The organism is Streptomyces sp. NPDC057253 (genome assembly GCF_042669125.1).
GTDB lineage: Bacteria > Actinomycetota > Actinomycetes > Streptomycetales > Streptomycetaceae > Streptomyces.
In genome coordinates this window covers 22,561-36,408 of sequence record NZ_JBHUXV010000101.1, presented here as the reverse complement: position 1 = coordinate 36,408, position 13,848 = coordinate 22,561, and the positions used below count along the sequence as shown (strand labels likewise).

General features: G+C 71.3%; 14 protein-coding genes. 8 read left to right on the top strand and 6 right to left on the bottom strand.

What is annotated here, in order from left to right; translation table 11 throughout:
• Positions 1 to 54 precede the first annotated feature (54 nt).
• The gene (locus tag ACFULQ_RS37200) at positions 55 to 735 is read right to left on the bottom strand and encodes a response regulator transcription factor (protein ID WP_015659563.1); all 681 of its coding nucleotides are present in this window, start codon (positions 733 to 735) and stop codon (positions 55 to 57) included.
• Positions 732 to 1,985, bottom strand: coding sequence for an ATP-binding protein (locus tag ACFULQ_RS37195; RefSeq protein WP_037709741.1), 1,254 nt, complete (start codon positions 1,983 to 1,985; stop codon positions 732 to 734). Before ACFULQ_RS37195 ends, ACFULQ_RS37200 begins: the two co-directional genes overlap by 4 nt.
• A gap of 245 nt (positions 1,986 to 2,230) precedes the next feature.
• Between ACFULQ_RS37195 and phoU the strand changes: the two genes are divergently transcribed.
• From phoU to ACFULQ_RS37180, 3 genes are all read left to right on the top strand, one after another.
• Positions 2,231 to 2,920 carry a phosphate signaling complex protein PhoU gene (gene phoU, locus ACFULQ_RS37190; RefSeq protein ID WP_383552731.1) on the top strand — a complete coding sequence of 230 codons (690 nt, stop codon included), beginning with the start codon at positions 2,231 to 2,233 and terminating at the stop codon, positions 2,918 to 2,920.
• Positions 2,921 to 3,127: 207 nt separating this feature from the next.
• Positions 3,128 to 3,286 carry a hypothetical protein gene (locus ACFULQ_RS37185; RefSeq protein WP_167348002.1) on the top strand — a complete coding sequence of 53 codons (159 nt, stop codon included), beginning with the start codon at positions 3,128 to 3,130 and terminating at the stop codon, positions 3,284 to 3,286.
• Positions 3,287 to 3,732: 446 nt separating this feature from the next.
• A complete protein-coding gene (locus ACFULQ_RS37180) occupies positions 3,733 to 4,059 on the top strand; it encodes a hypothetical protein (protein WP_383552728.1) in 327 nt (108 codons plus the stop codon).
• A 94-nt stretch (positions 4,060 to 4,153) separates the two neighbouring features.
• On the opposite strand, the gene ACFULQ_RS37175 is transcribed toward ACFULQ_RS37180, so the two are convergent.
• Positions 4,154 to 4,915, bottom strand: a complete 762-nt coding sequence (locus tag ACFULQ_RS37175; RefSeq protein WP_383552725.1) for a phosphoglyceromutase — start codon at positions 4,913 to 4,915, stop codon at positions 4,154 to 4,156.
• A gap of 152 nt (positions 4,916 to 5,067) precedes the next feature.
• Between ACFULQ_RS37175 and ACFULQ_RS37170 the strand changes: the two genes are divergently transcribed.
• Entirely contained in the window at positions 5,068 to 6,333 is a 1,266-nt protein-coding gene (locus tag ACFULQ_RS37170) for an MDR family MFS transporter (protein ID WP_383552722.1), read from the top strand.
• A gap of 207 nt (positions 6,334 to 6,540) precedes the next feature.
• On the opposite strand, the gene ACFULQ_RS37165 is transcribed toward ACFULQ_RS37170, so the two are convergent.
• Positions 6,541 to 6,966, bottom strand: a complete 426-nt coding sequence (locus ACFULQ_RS37165) for a DUF2000 family protein (RefSeq protein WP_383552719.1) — start codon at positions 6,964 to 6,966, stop codon at positions 6,541 to 6,543.
• A gap of 49 nt (positions 6,967 to 7,015) precedes the next feature.
• Here ACFULQ_RS37165 and ACFULQ_RS37160 point away from each other — a divergent pair, with 49 nt between their 5' ends.
• Positions 7,016 to 7,846, top strand: coding sequence for an AraC family transcriptional regulator (locus tag ACFULQ_RS37160; RefSeq protein ID WP_383552717.1), 831 nt, complete (start codon positions 7,016 to 7,018; stop codon positions 7,844 to 7,846).
• 91 nt (positions 7,847 to 7,937) lie between these two features.
• On the opposite strand, the gene ACFULQ_RS37155 is transcribed toward ACFULQ_RS37160, so the two are convergent.
• Positions 7,938 to 8,438 (bottom strand): YbjN domain-containing protein, encoded by a 501-nt coding sequence (locus ACFULQ_RS37155; protein WP_383552715.1) that lies wholly within the window; start codon positions 8,436 to 8,438, stop codon positions 7,938 to 7,940.
• Complete coding sequence (mshA, locus tag ACFULQ_RS37150) at positions 8,431 to 9,771, bottom strand: D-inositol-3-phosphate glycosyltransferase (protein WP_383552712.1); 1,341 nt, start codon at positions 9,769 to 9,771, stop codon at positions 8,431 to 8,433. The genes ACFULQ_RS37155 and mshA overlap by 8 nt, the downstream gene beginning before the upstream one ends.
• Positions 9,772 to 10,126: 355 nt before the next feature.
• Between mshA and ACFULQ_RS37145 the strand changes: the two genes are divergently transcribed.
• The 3 genes from ACFULQ_RS37145 (at position 10,127) to ACFULQ_RS37135 (ending at position 13,836) form a co-directional block, all read left to right on the top strand.
• Positions 10,127 to 10,912 carry a class I SAM-dependent methyltransferase gene (locus ACFULQ_RS37145; RefSeq protein WP_383552734.1) on the top strand — a complete coding sequence of 262 codons (786 nt, stop codon included), beginning with the start codon at positions 10,127 to 10,129 and terminating at the stop codon, positions 10,910 to 10,912.
• A gap of 268 nt (positions 10,913 to 11,180) precedes the next feature.
• Positions 11,181 to 12,260: an NlpC/P60 family protein gene (locus tag ACFULQ_RS37140; RefSeq protein ID WP_383552709.1), complete on the top strand. Its 1,080-nt coding sequence runs from the start codon at positions 11,181 to 11,183 to the stop codon at positions 12,258 to 12,260.
• Between the two features lie 274 nt (positions 12,261 to 12,534).
• Complete coding sequence (locus ACFULQ_RS37135; protein ID WP_383552707.1) at positions 12,535 to 13,836, top strand: PP2C family protein-serine/threonine phosphatase; 1,302 nt, start codon at positions 12,535 to 12,537, stop codon at positions 13,834 to 13,836.
• The last annotated feature ends 12 nt before the right edge of the window (positions 13,837 to 13,848 follow it).

Below are 13,848 nucleotides of genomic sequence, written 5' to 3'. Positions count from 1 at the left end.
GGGCGGGACCTCCGAGGAGGTCCCGCCCTTCGGCGTGCCGTTTCTTGAGGCTCTTTACGGCTCGAACTTGTATCCGAGGCCCCGCACCGTCACCAGGTACCGCGGCGCGCCCGGGTCGGGTTCGATCTTGGCGCGCAGGCGCTTGACGTGGACGTCGAGGGTCTTGGTGTCGCCCACGTAGTCGGCGCCCCAGACGCGGTCGATGAGCTGCATGCGGGTCAGGACGCGGCCCGCGTTGCGCAGGAGCATCTCCAGCAGGTCGAACTCCTTGAGGGGCAGGTCGACCTTGGAGCCGGAGACCGTGACCACGTGGCGGTCCACGTCCATGCGGACCGGACCGGCCTCCAGCGCGGCCGGGGTGACCTCCTCGGGCTCGCCGCGGCGGCGCAGGACGGCGCGGATACGGGCGACCAGCTCGCGCGAGGAGAACGGCTTGGTGACGTAGTCATCGGCTCCTATTTCCAGGCCGACCACCTTGTCGATCTCGCTGTCCTTGGCGGTCACCATGATGACGGGGACGTTGGAGCGGCCGCGCAGCTGGCGGCAGACCTCCGTGCCGGGCAAGCCCGGCAGCATCAGGTCGAGGAGGACGAGGTCGGCGCCGTTGCGCTCGAACTCGTCGAGTCCGTCGGGGCCCGTGGTCGCCACCGCGACCTCGAAGCCCTCCTTGCGGAGCATGTACGACAGGGCGTCGGAGAAGGACTCCTCGTCCTCGACGACGAGCACTCGGGTCACGGAAGGACCTCCGGGGCGGGAAGCGGGTCGTAAGAAGTCGACTCGGGGGTGGGCCCGTCCTCGTCGTCGAGGTCGGGGTGCTGGAGCGCGCGGTCGCGGGCCGCGCCCGCCTCCGGCAGCCTGAGAGTGAACGTGGAGCCCTGTCCCTCCGAGCTCCACACCGTGACCTCCCCGCCGTGCGAGGCGGCCACGTGCTTGACGATCGCGAGACCGAGTCCGGTGCCGCCGGTCTGGCGGGAGCGGGCCGGGTCGACGCGGTAGAAGCGCTCGAAGATGCGCTCCTTGTCCTTGTCGGAGATGCCGATGCCCTGGTCGGTGACGGCGACCTCGATCAGGTCGCCGCCCGGCGCGGACACCCGGCGAGCGGCTATGCCGACGCGGGTGCGGGCGGGCGAGTAGTTGACGGCGTTCTCGACGAGGTTGCCGAGGGCGGCGGCGAGCTGGCCGCGGTTGCCCCAGACCCGCAGCTCGGCCGCGCCGGCCGCGGCCATGGTGATCTGCTTGGTGCCGGCCTGGTGCCGGCAGCGGTCGATGGCCTCGGCGACCAGTTCGTCCACGCGGACCGGCTCGGCGTCCTCCAGCGGGTCGTCGTTCTGCACCCGGGAGAGGTCGATGAGCTCCTGGACCAGGCTGGTCAGGCGGGTGGCCTCGATCTGCATTCGGCCGGCGAAGCGTTCGACGGCCTCCGGGTCCTCGGAGGCGTCCATGACGGCCTCGGAGAGGAGGGAGAGCGCGCCGACCGGGGTCTTGAGCTCATGGCTGACGTTCGCGACGAAGTCCCGCCGCACCGCTTCGATCCGCCGGGCCTCGGTGAGGTCCTCGACGAGGAGCAGCACCAGCCGGGAGCCGAGGGGCGCGACCCGCGCGGAGACCGCGAGCGCCTCCCCTCGTCCGGTCCCCCGCCTGGGCAGGTCCAGCTCGACCTGGCGTATCTCGCCGTCCCTGCGGGTGTCCCGGGCCATCTGGAGCATCGGTTCGACCGAGAGCTTGCCGCCGCGGACCAGCCCGAGGGCGTACGCGGCGGAGCTGGCCTTGACGACGGCGTCGGCCTCGTCGAGCACGACGGCCGAGGAACGGAGCACGGAGAGGACGGTGTCCACGCCCGGCGGAAGGACGGGGTCGGTGTGCAGGGAGGTGCGGGTGGGGCGCTTCTGCTCCCGCTCGCTCCAGCGGAACGCCAGCATGGCGATGACACCGGTGAGCACACCGGCGATCGCTGCCGCTGCGGCGACCGCCGCGTTCACGTCCATGCCTCCAGGTTAGGCATGGGATCCGTCCTGGCCACAGCCGTCCGAGTGGGAGCTCGAACACTCGTCGCTCAGAGTTCACCTTAGAGCCAGTGGTGGTTCATTTGGGAGGGCGGAAACGGACGCGTACGGGGCCGAACGTGGGAGCGTGGGGTACGCAGCACCGGTTTCACAACCGGTAGCACCGGTTTCGCGGCCGGTTTTGGCCCCTGGAACCCACAGGAACGACGTACGAGAGGGAACCGACAATGCGGGACGCGTACCACGAGGAACTTGATTCGATCGGCGACGGTCTGGTGGAGATGGCCCGCCTGGTCGGCTCGGCGATCGGACGCGCCACGACGGCCATCCTCGACTCCGACCTGAAGCTGGCCGAGAGCGTGATCGAGGCCGACCAGAAGGTGGACGACCTCCAGCACGACCTGGAGGCGCGGGCGATAGCACTGCTCGCCCGCCAGCAGCCGGTGGCGACGGACCTGCGCATCGTCGTCACCTCCCTGCGCATGTCGGCCGACCTGGAGCGCTCGGGCGACCTGGCCCAGCACGTGGCGAAGCTCGCCCGGCTGCGCTTCCCCGAGAAGGCGATCCCCCACGACCTGCACGCGACCATCCTGGAGATGGGCCAGCTCGCCCAGCGCCTGATGGCCAAGGCGGCGGAGGTCATCATCACCAAGGACGTCGACCTGGCGCTCCAGCTGGAGCAGGACGACGACGAGATGGACCTGCTGCACCGCACGCTCTTCCAGCACCTGCTGGACGACAAGTGGAAGCACGGCATCGAGACGGCGGTGGACGTCACGCTCCTCGGCCGTTACTACGAGCGCTTCGCCGACCACGCGGTGTCGGTGGCCAAGCGCGTGGTGTACCTGGTGACGGGTGAGCACGCGGACGAGATCCAGTCGGAGATCCAGGCGGTCACGGGGGTGGAGGGGGCGTGATCCCTCCGGGGTGCGCGCTGGTGGGGTGAGGCGTGCGGAGGTGTGGTGCGGTGTCGTGAGGCGTGGTGAAGGGCCCTGTCAGGGCGTGCGCGAGCCTCTGTGCGCCGTTGATGCGCCCAGGGGAGCGGGCATCCAATGGGCACAGGGTCTGGACCGGCGGTGGGTCCGGCGGTCGGAAGGTCAGGCCCTCATCTCCAGGAGGGCCCCATGGCCGAATCCCCCAGCACCCCCCAGCCCGACCCCACCCAGGAACGCCCGACCGAGCAGCCCGCCGCGATCAGGACCCTGACGGTCATCGGCGCGTGCGGCTGCGGGTCGGGGTGCGGGTGCGGGTGCCAGTCGGGCAACCCGTGCCAGTGCGGCTGATTTTTCTTGTACGGCGGTGAGGGGCCCCGGGTGATGCCGGGGCCCTTCTTCGTGCAGGAGGTCTGGAGCGCATCGGTGTGCGGGGAGGCCACGTCCCGTGAGGCGGAGGAGCCGCACGCGACCCGGTGAAACCGCGGAGCACGGCGCGGCGTCCTGAGATACAAGACCGGGACAACGTACGCGAGTTACGCCATCTCGGCCCTGTCTGGACGTACCAGGGAGGAAGACCCGAAATGGCACCCCGAAACCGTTCCCTGTCCCGCGCCGCGGCTCTGAGCATGGCAGCCGCGGCAGTGGCCCTACTGGCAAGCTGCACCCCGAGCACCGGCACCGGCCCGGGCACGGGCCCGGCGGGATCGACCGGCTCAGCCGGCTCCCCCCGCCCCACAACGGCCGGCGCCCCGGCCAGGCCCGACACCTGCCGATCGCTGCGGGTGTCCCCCACCGTGAAGGCAGACGTCACCACGGCCTACGGCAAACAGGCCCAGCCACCCCTGCGCCACATCACCCCGGTCAAGGGCACCTTCTACTACGGCAGTTGCGGCGGAACCTTCTACGCCGCAACCCGCTTCCAGCTCACTCCGGGCAGCACGGAGGCCGAACAGGTGGCCCTGCAGGACGACGGAGCCGCGACGAAGTACTTCATCGAACGCCCAGGCACCACCTGGACCTTCCTGACCAGCGACACCTTCCCCGCATCCCCCCAGGGCTGCGCAGCCATCCCGGAACTCCCGCCCCACCTGACGCCCCTGTGGAACAACTGCCAACCCTGACCAACCCATCCGCTGCCAGCCCGAACCAGCGGACACAGCCAAGCCCCCTGCCCGCAGCAGCAGCAGCGCGGGCAGAGGGCTCAAGCGATCAGGCCTACTTCTTCTTGCCCTGGTTCTTGACCGCCTCGATCGCCGCCGCGGCCGCCTCCGGGTCCAGGTACTTGCCGCCCGGCGTCACCGGCTTGAAGGACGCGTCCAGTTCGTAGTACAGGGGGATGCCCGTCGGGATGTTCAGGCCCGCGATGTCCGTGTCCGAGATGCCGTCCAGGTGCTTGACCAGGGCGCGGAGGCTGTTGCCGTGGGCCGCGACCAGGACCGTGCGGCCGGCCAGGAGGTCCGGGACGATGCCGTCGTACCAGTACGGGAGCATGCGGACGACGACGTCCTTCAGGCACTCCGTGCGGGGGCGCAGCTCCGGGGGGATGGAGGCGTAGCGGGGGTCGGAGGCCTGGGAGAACTCCGAGTCGTCCGAGAGCGGCGGCGGGGGCGTGTCGTAGGAGCGGCGCCACAGCATGAACTGCTCCTCGCCGAACTCCGCGAGGGTCTGCGCCTTGTCCTTGCCCTGGAGGGCGCCGTAGTGGCGCTCGTTCAGGCGCCACGAGCGGTGGACCGGGATCCAGTGGCGGTCCGCGGACTCCAGCGCCAGCTGGGCCGTGCGGATCGCGCGCTTCTGGAGGGACGTGTGGACCACGTCGGGCAGGAGGTCGGCGTCCTTCAGGAGCTCGCCGCCGCGGACTGCCTCCTTCTCGCCCTTCTCGTTGAGGTTGACGTCCACCCAGCCGGTGAACAGGTTCTTCGCGTTCCATTCGCTCTCGCCGTGGCGGAGGAGGATCAGCTTGTACGGTGCGTCGGCCATGCGTATGAGCGTAATCCACACCCTCGGTCCGGGTAGTGCCCGCTCGACAGACGGACGGTTGACGGGATCTGTTAATTGAGTGGCCCGGCGTCGGCCCCTCTTCGTAAGTTGTGCCTGCCATCCGGGACACTTACATACATGGGGGACCGTCCATGCCGCTCGCCACCCTGAGACGCGCCACCCGCGAGACCGTCTCCGGGCTCCCCCGAGAGTTCTGGTGGCTGTGGACCAGCACCCTCGTCAACCGGCTCGGCGCCTTCGTCGCCACCTTCATGGCGCTCTACCTCACCCTCGACCGCGGCTACTCCGCCTCCTACGCCGGTCTCGTCGCCTCGCTGCACGGGCTGGGCGGGGTCGTGTCCTCGCTCGGGGCGGGGGTCATGACCGACCGGCTCGGGCGGCGGCCCACCCTGCTCGTGGCCCAGGCGTCGACCGCCGCCTCCGTCGCGCTGCTCGGCTTCATGCACCACCCCGTCGCCATCGCCGCCGTCGCCTTCCTGGTCGGGATGGCCTCCAACGCCTCCCGGCCGGCCGTGCAGGCGATGATGGCCGACATCGTGCGGCCCGAGGACCGGGTGCGGGCCTTCTCCCTCAACTACTGGGCCATCAACCTCGGCTTCGCCGTCTCCTCCGCGGCGGCCGGGTTCATCGCCGAGTTCAGCTATCTCGCGGGCTTCCTCATCGAGGCCGGGATGACCGCCGTCTGTGCCGTCGTCGTCTTCCTCAAGCTGCCCGAGTCCCGGCCCGCCGCTCCGCACGCCGAGCGGACACCCGACGCCGTCCGCCTCGGTACCGTCCTGCGCGACGGACGGTTCATGAGCGTCGTCGGACTGTCCTTCCTGGTCGCCGTGATCTTCCAGCAGGGGTCCATCGGACTGCCCGTCGCGATGGGCGAGGCCGGCTTCACCCCCGCCGACTACGGGCTGGCCATCGCCCTCAACGGCGTGCTGATCGTCGCGCTGCAGATCCCGGTGACCCGGTTCATCCAGGACCGGGACCAGAAGCGGCTCCTCGTCGTCTCGTCCCTGCTCGCGGGGTACGGCTTCGGGCTCACCGCCTTCGCCGGGTCCGTCGGCCTCTTCGCCCTCACCGTGTGCGTGTGGACGCTCGGCGAGATGATCAACGCGCCCACCCAGACCGGGCTCGTCGTGCGCCTCTCCCCCGCGCACGGCCGCGGCCGCTACCAGGGCATGTACACCCTGTCCTGGTCCCTCGCGGCGCTCGTCGCGCCCCTGATGTCCGGTTTCGTCATCGACCACTACGGCGCCGCCTGGCTGTGGGGACTGTGCGCGGTCGTCGGGACGGTCGCCGCGGCCGGGTACGCCGCCCTCATGCGCCGGCTGCCCGACGAGGGGCCCCGCACCGCCGTACTCGAAAAGGCCCCCGCCGCGACCAGGGACGCGTCCGCACACCCATGACTGCCGGACCCGTGACCGTCAGGGACGCGTCCGCACACCCATGACCGCCACACCCATGACCGCCAGGGACGCGTCCGCCCACCCATGACCGCCACACCCATGACCGCCCGGGACGCGTCCGCCCACCCACGACTGCCACACCCATGACCGCCAGGGACGCGTCCGCCCACCCACGACCCTAGGGACGCGTCCGCACACCCATGACCGTCAGGGATGCATCCGCGCCCCCTTGAGTACCTTGTCCACCGCGTTGCGCGGCCCGTACACGGCGAGCCCCACCAGGTCCAGGTCCGCCGTCGCGACCGCCCGTACCGCCGCGCGGTTGTCGCGGTCGTTGCCCGTCGCGAACAGGTCGCTCGTGAAGAGCGCGCGCGGCAGCGAGCGGGACAGCACGCGCGTGTGGGCCGCCGTCAGCGTCTCCTTGGTGCCCTCGAAGACCAGGACCGGCTGCCGGAACATCGGCAGATAGGGCACCCCGTCGGCGTCCTCGTACGGTTCGCCGAGCACCTCGGGTGCCTGTGCGGCCAGGCCGCTGACCAGGAAGGCGGTGACGTTCAGGCGCTGCCAGGTCTCCAGGTCCTCGCGCAGCAGGACGGCGATCTTGGTGTCGAAGCGGATGGGTTCAGTACTCATGCGACCAGACTCGCGGCCGTCGTACGACGCCGTCTTGTACGTTCTTTGCATGGCGCCGAGACCGACGACCCCGCAGGAGGTCACTGCGTGGCGCCCGACCGTCCCGGGCGTCACGGAGGTCTTCCACGCCCGTTTCACCGAGTACGCCTACCCGATGCACGTGCACGAGGCGTGGACGCTGCTCATCGTGGACGACGGCGCCGTACGGTACGACCTCGACCGGCACGAGCACGGCACCCCGGACGACACGGTGTCCCTGCTGCCGCCGCACGTGCCGCACAACGGCTCCCCCGCCACCCCCGGCGGCTTCCGCAAACGGGTCCTCTACCTCGACGGCACCCACCTCGGCGACGAGCTCATCGGGCCCGCCGTCGACGGTCCCGATCTGCGGGACCCCGTACTGCGGCAGCGGGTCGGGCAGTTGCACACGGCGCTGACGAGGCCCGGTGAGGAGTTCGAGGCCGAGAGCCGGCTGACCCTCATCGGTGACCGGCTCCGAACCCTCCTGCGGCCTCAGTCGTACGGCGAACCCGCGCGCCGCGACCCGGCGCTCGCCCGCCGGCTGCGCGAACTCCTCGACGAGCGGGTCGTGGAGGGGCTGTCCCTGGAAGCGGCCGCGGCGGCCGTCCAGGCCCATCCGGCGCATCTGGTACGGGCGTTCAGCAGCGCCTACGGCATCGCGCCGCACCAGTACCTGACCTCGCGCCGCGTCGACCGGGCCCGGGGGCTGCTGCTCGCGGGGAGCGGTCCCGCCGAGGTCGCCGCGCTCACCGGCTTCCACGACCAGGCCCATCTCACCCGGCACTTCAAGCGGTTGGTGGGGGTGACGCCGGGGCGGTACCGGGGGAGCGCGCGGAGATCGACGATCGTCGGGGGTTAGCTTCACCGACATCGACGGCAGACGGGCCGGGGCAGTCCTCCGTACGCCGGGGCAGTCCTGCGTGCGCCGGGTCAGTCCTCCGTACGCCGGATCAGTCCTGCGTGCGCTGGGTCAGATGCGCGAACGCGTCCAGGTTGCGCGTCGACTCGCCCCGGGCCACCCGCCACTCGTACTCCCGGCGGATCGCGGTGGCGAATCCCAGCTCCAGCAGGGTGTTGAAGCTCCCGTCGGCCGCCTCCAGGACCTGGCCCAGCAGGCGGTCGACCTCGTCGGCGGTGACCGCGGCGAGCGGGAGCTTGCCGGCGACGTAGACGTCACCGAGCCGGTCGACGGCGTAACTCACGCCGTACAGCTTGAGGTTGCGCTCCAGGAGCCAGCGGTGGACGCCGGATTCGTTCTCGTCGGGGTGGCGAATGACGAAGGCGTTCACGGACAGGGAGTGGCGGCCGACCAGCAGCGAGACGGTCGTCTTGAGCTTGCGGGTGCCGGGGAGCTGCACGACGTAGTTGCCGGGCGCGGGGCTCTCCCACTCGACCTCGGCGTCCTTGAGGACGCCCTCGATGACCTGCGCCGCCTTCTCTGCCTCAGCCATGCAGCGAGCGTACGTGACGCCGGTACGACTGTGCGGCGGCCACATAGACGTCCGCCGTCGCCGCGGCCGCGGTGTCCCAGCCGAAGGACTGCGCGTGCCGGGCCGCCGCCTCGCCCATACGGGGCGACAGCGCCGGGTCGTCGGCGAAATCACGCAGCACGCGCGCGTAGGCGGCCGGATCGTGTCCTCGTACGAGGAAGCCGGTCCGTCCGTCGGCCACGGCCACCGGCAGCCCGCCGACCGCCGCCGCGAGCACCGGGGTGCCGGCCGCCTGGGCCTCTATGGCGACCAGCCCGAAGGACTCGCTGTAGGAGGGCATGACCAGCACGGACGCGGCCCGGAACCAGTCGGCGAGCTGTTCCTGGCCGACGGGCGGGTGGAACCGTACGACATCGGCGATGCCCAGCCGGGAGGCCAGCTTCTGCAGGCCCTCCGGCTTGGCGAGGCCGCTGCCGCTGAGGCCGCCGACGATCGGGACGAGGATGCGGGAGCGCAGGTCGGGGCGCTGGTCGAGGAGGACCGCCACCGCGCGCAGCAGGACGTCGGGGGCCTTCAGGGGCTGGATGCGGCCCGCGAAGAGGGGGATCAGGGCGTCCTGGGGCAGGCCGAGACGGGCCCTGGCCGCCGCGCGGCCGTCCGCCGGGCGGAAGCGGTCGAGGTTCACGCCGGGGTGCACGACGGCGACCTTGGCGGGGTCGGCCGCGTAGTGGTGGACGAGTTCCTCGCGCTCCTCGGCGGTGTTCGCGATGAGGCGGTCGGCGGCGGCGACGATCTGGGTCTCGCCGATGACGCGGGCGGCGGGCTCGGGGGTGTCGCCGTCGGCGAGGTTGGCGTTCTTGACCTTGGCCATGGTGTGCATGGCGTGCACAAGGGGGGTGCCCCAGCGCTGGGCGGCGAGCCAGCCCACGTGGCCGGAGAGCCAGTAGTGCGAGTGGACCAGGTCGTAGTGGCCGGGGCGGTGGCCGGCCCACGCCTGCATCACGCCGTGGGTGAAGGCGCACAGCTGGGCGGGGAGGTCCTCCTTGTTGAGGCCCTCGTAGGGGCCGGCGTCGATGTGGCGGACGAGGACGCCGGGGGCCATCTCGACGGTCGGAGGGAGACCGCCCGTGGTCGCGCGCGTGAAGATCTCGACCTCGATGTTGATCGCGGCGAGGCGCTGGGCGAGCTCGACGATGTAGACGTTCATGCCGCCCGCGTCGCCGGTGCCCGGCTGGTGGAGCGGTGAGGTGTGCACGGAGAGCATGGCGACGCGGCGGGGGCGGCGGTGCGGCAGCCACAGCCGCGCGGGCGTGGCCGGAGAGCGACGCTGGAGCCTGCTGACGTACTGGCTCACGTGGCGTTCCTCCTTGCTGCGGGCATGCCGTTCAGAGGGTGCGGGACGCCCTCCAAGGTGACGAACACCGGAGGGATGCATTCCCATTCCGGGCGGGGCGGTTTTTACCGAGGCATTACCGGGTGTCGGTCAACCGTTCGAGAGTGGGGTGCGTCATGGAGGTCCTCGGTGTCGGGTACCCCTGCCCCGGGTGCGGACAACAGACATTCGGCGAGCTGTGGGGCCCTCGACCGGATCGGCGCCCCTCCGGCGCCGGCACCCGGCCGCGTAGCCGCCACATACCCTCGTAGGCATGACGTCCCGTGCCGCCTCCCACCCCCACTCTCGGCGTCGCCCGAGCGCGGGGACCCCCGTCGTGGGCACGGTCACGCGCGGGACGACCAACCCCAACCGGCTGCGCCGCATGGACCGCTGGATCGCCGCGACCCACGGCGCCGAGCTGCGCCGGGCCGCCGATCCGGTCGCGGTCGACCTCGGGTACGGGGCCGCGCCCTGGACGGCCGTCGAACTGCTCGCGCGACTGCGGGAGGCCGCTCCACGCACGCGCGTGGTCGGCGTCGAGATCGAACCGGCACGGGTGGCGGCGGCCCTGCCCTACGAACGGGACGGACTCCTCTTCCGGCACGGCGGATTCGAGATCCCGGTGCGCGAACGGCCCCTGCTGATCCGGGCGGCGAATGTGCTGCGCCAGTACGACGAGGCCGAGGTGGCCGCCGTGTGGGAGCGCCTGTGCGCGCGGCTCGCGCCGGCCTCGGACGGTTCCCGTGGCGGACTGCTCGTCGAGGGGACCTGCGACGAGATCGGGCGCCGGCACGTGTGGGTCGCGCTCGGCCCCGAGGGCCCGCGGACGGTCACCTTCGCGACACGGCTGGGGTCCCTGGAACGGCCTTCCGACCTCGCCGAGCGGCTGCCGAAGGCACTGATCCACCGCAACGTCCCGGGCGAGCCGGTGCACGCCTTCCTCCACGACTTCGACCGCGCGTGGGCGGCGGCGGCCCCCTACGCGTCGTACGGCGCCCGCCAGCGCTGGATCCGAACGGCCCGCCACCTCTCCACCGACTGGCCGCTGACGGACGGACCTTCGCGGTGGCAGCAGGGGGAAGTGACGGTGACTTGGGGGGCGTTGGCGCCGCGGGGGTGAGCCGGGGCGGGGGAGCAGGGGGCGCGTCGAACGTGAACTCCGGACCACCGCGCGGCGGGAACGATCTGGGTGAGTCGTTCGTCACAGAGTCGGGGAGATCGTCTTCGGGTGGCGGGGAGTGGGGGAAGGACCGACAGACGCGAAGGCGCGGAGATGCGCGCAGGGGTACGCCCGTGAAGGCCTGCCTCTGTCGCTTTCTGCCCTGACGTGGCACGATCCCCCGAGCGCCGTAAGTTACTGACGGTCAATCAGCTCTGGGGGCACAGGTATGGGGACGGGCAAGCGCGGTCTGATCGCTACGGCCGTGACCGTGATCGGCGCGGTCGTCGTGCTCGCGGCACCGGGCACCGCCTTCGCCGCCCCGAGTCCGACCCCGGCCCCCTCCCCCACGGCCGCACCGACCACCGTCACCAACAAGGACATCGAGGCCGTACGCAAGCGCCTCGACGCGCTCTACCACGACGCGGCCGTGGCCACCGATGCCTACAACGCCGCCGAGGAGAAGGCCGAACAGCAGTCGGCCCAGATCGTCGCGCTGGCCAAGAAGATCGTGAAGGGCCAGGAGCGGCTCAGGCAGTTGAAGGCCCGCGCGGGCGCCGCGGCCGCCGCCCAGTACCGCAGCAACGGCCTGCCGGACGAGGCGCAGCTGATGCTGAGCGACAGCCCGCAGGAGTTCCTGGACGCGACCGGCCGGGTCCTCCAGGGCCAGCGCGCCACCAAGGCCCTCATCGCCGAACTGACGCAGACCCAGCAGGACTTGAAGCAGTACGCCGACGACGCCTCGGCCCAGTGGACCAAGCTGGAGGCGGGCCGCAAGGCCAAGGCGGCGGCCAAGAGGAAGGTCGAGCAGCAGATCGCGGCGGCCCAGCAGCTCGAATCCCAGCTGGAGGAGCGGGAGAAGGAGCGCCTCGCCGAGCTGGAGGAGGAGGCGGCCCACAAGGCCCAGAGCGCCTGGCTGGACTCGGGCATCCTCGACGAGATCGACGGCAAGGCCAGCGAGGCAGGCAAGATCGCCGTCCGGTTCGCGACAGCCCAGATCGGCAAACCGTACAAATGGGGCGCCGAGGGCCCGGACGCCTTCGACTGCTCCGGAATGACCTCGCAGGCCTGGGCGAGCGCCGGCAAGCCGATTCCGCGCACCTCGCAGGAGCAGTGGAAGCAGCTCAAGCACATCGACATCAAGGACATGCGGCCCGGCGACCTCATCATCTACTTCGACGACGCCAGCCATGTGGCGATGTACCTCGGCGAGGGCGCGATCGTGCACGCCCCGCGCCCGGGACGGACGGTGACCCTGGCGGGCGCGGGCTCGATGCCGATCCTCGGCGTGGTGCGACCGGACGCGTGAGCGTCGCTCCACGGCCTGGTGAGACCTCGGTCATGTGATGCGGCGCACCCCTGACGGCCCCGCAAACCTTCCGCCAACGTGACGTTCGTCATCCCCACGACACCTGTCACCTGTCCAACTGCGGTACAGAACGCGGCATATGACAGTGGCCACCGGCCAAGCCGCGTGTCGCACACCATTCCTTTCCCGGCCCGGCACCCGCTATGGTCCCCGTCGGTGGATCGAGACCCCTCGCCCCATCGTGCCCTCGGGGGGAGGGAAGGAATCCGAGACCATGCCCGTACCCATACCGCGGCAGCGCGCGATCCCGGCCGTGGAAAGTGGTCAGGCGCAGGCCGCACCCCTGGACGTTCCCTCCAAGGACGACACCCCGCGCAAGGAAGCCACGGTCGACAACAACGCCGCCACCCAACTGACCCTGCTGGTGATCGAGGACGATCCCGGCGGCTCCACCGTCGTCCCCGAACTCCTGGACCCGGCCGGCAGGCCGATCCGCGTGCGCACCGCCCGCAACCTCACCGAGGCCGAGCGGCTGCTCACCGACGACGTGCACTGCATCCTGCTCGACCTCGCGCTGCCCGGCTCCGGCCGCACCGCTGACGACGACGAGCTCGCCGTACTCCGTCATGTCCTGGAGCTCGCACCCCGGCACGCGGTCCTCGCGCTGACCGCGTCCGGAGACGCGGAGCGCGGGGCGGAGGCGGTACGGGTGGGCGCCCAGGACTACCTCTTCCGGGACGAACTGGACGGTCGGCTGCTGAGCCGGGCGATCCGGTACGCGGTGGAGAGGAAACGTTCCGACACGGCAGAGCGCAGGCTCGCCGAGGGACGGGTGCGGGCGCAGGAGAACCGGCGCCTGGAGCGCGGGCTGCTGCCCACACCGCTATTGGAGGGCTCCTCGCTGCGGTTCGCCGCGCGATACCGGCCGGGGCGCTCGCGGGCCCTGCTCGGCGGGGACTTCTACGACGTCGTACGGACTCCCGACGGGACCGTGCACGCGATGATCGGTGACGTCTGCGGGCACGGCCCCGACGAGGCGGCGCTCGGCGTGGAGCTCCGCATCGCCTGGCGGGCGCTGACCCTGGCGGGGCTGTGCGGGGACGAGTTGCTCGGCACGCTCCAGGAGGTGCTGGAGCACGAGCGCTCCGACGACGAGATCTTCGCGACCCTGTGCACGGTCGACATCGCGCCGGACGGGCGCCGGGCGGGACTGTGTCTCGCCGGGCACCCCGCACCGCTGGTGGCCCGGCCTGGCCGGCCCGCGCGTCTGCTGCCGTACGACAACAACGGGCCCGCGCTGGGACTGCTGCCGGGCGCTCGATGGCCCCGGATGCAGGTCGAGCTGGGCGCCGAGTGGAGCCTGATGCTCTACACCGACGGGCTGATCGAGGGGCATGTCGGTCAGGGGCGGGAGCGGCTCGGGCAGGACGGGATGGTGGCCATGATCCGCCGCCAGCTCTCCGAGGGGTTGCGGGGTGAGGAACTGCTGCGGACCGCGGTGAATGAGGTGCGGGCGCTCAATGGGGGTGAGTTGGCGGACGACGTGGCGGTGTTGCTGCTCGACCGGGAGGGTTAGCCGAGCATCGCC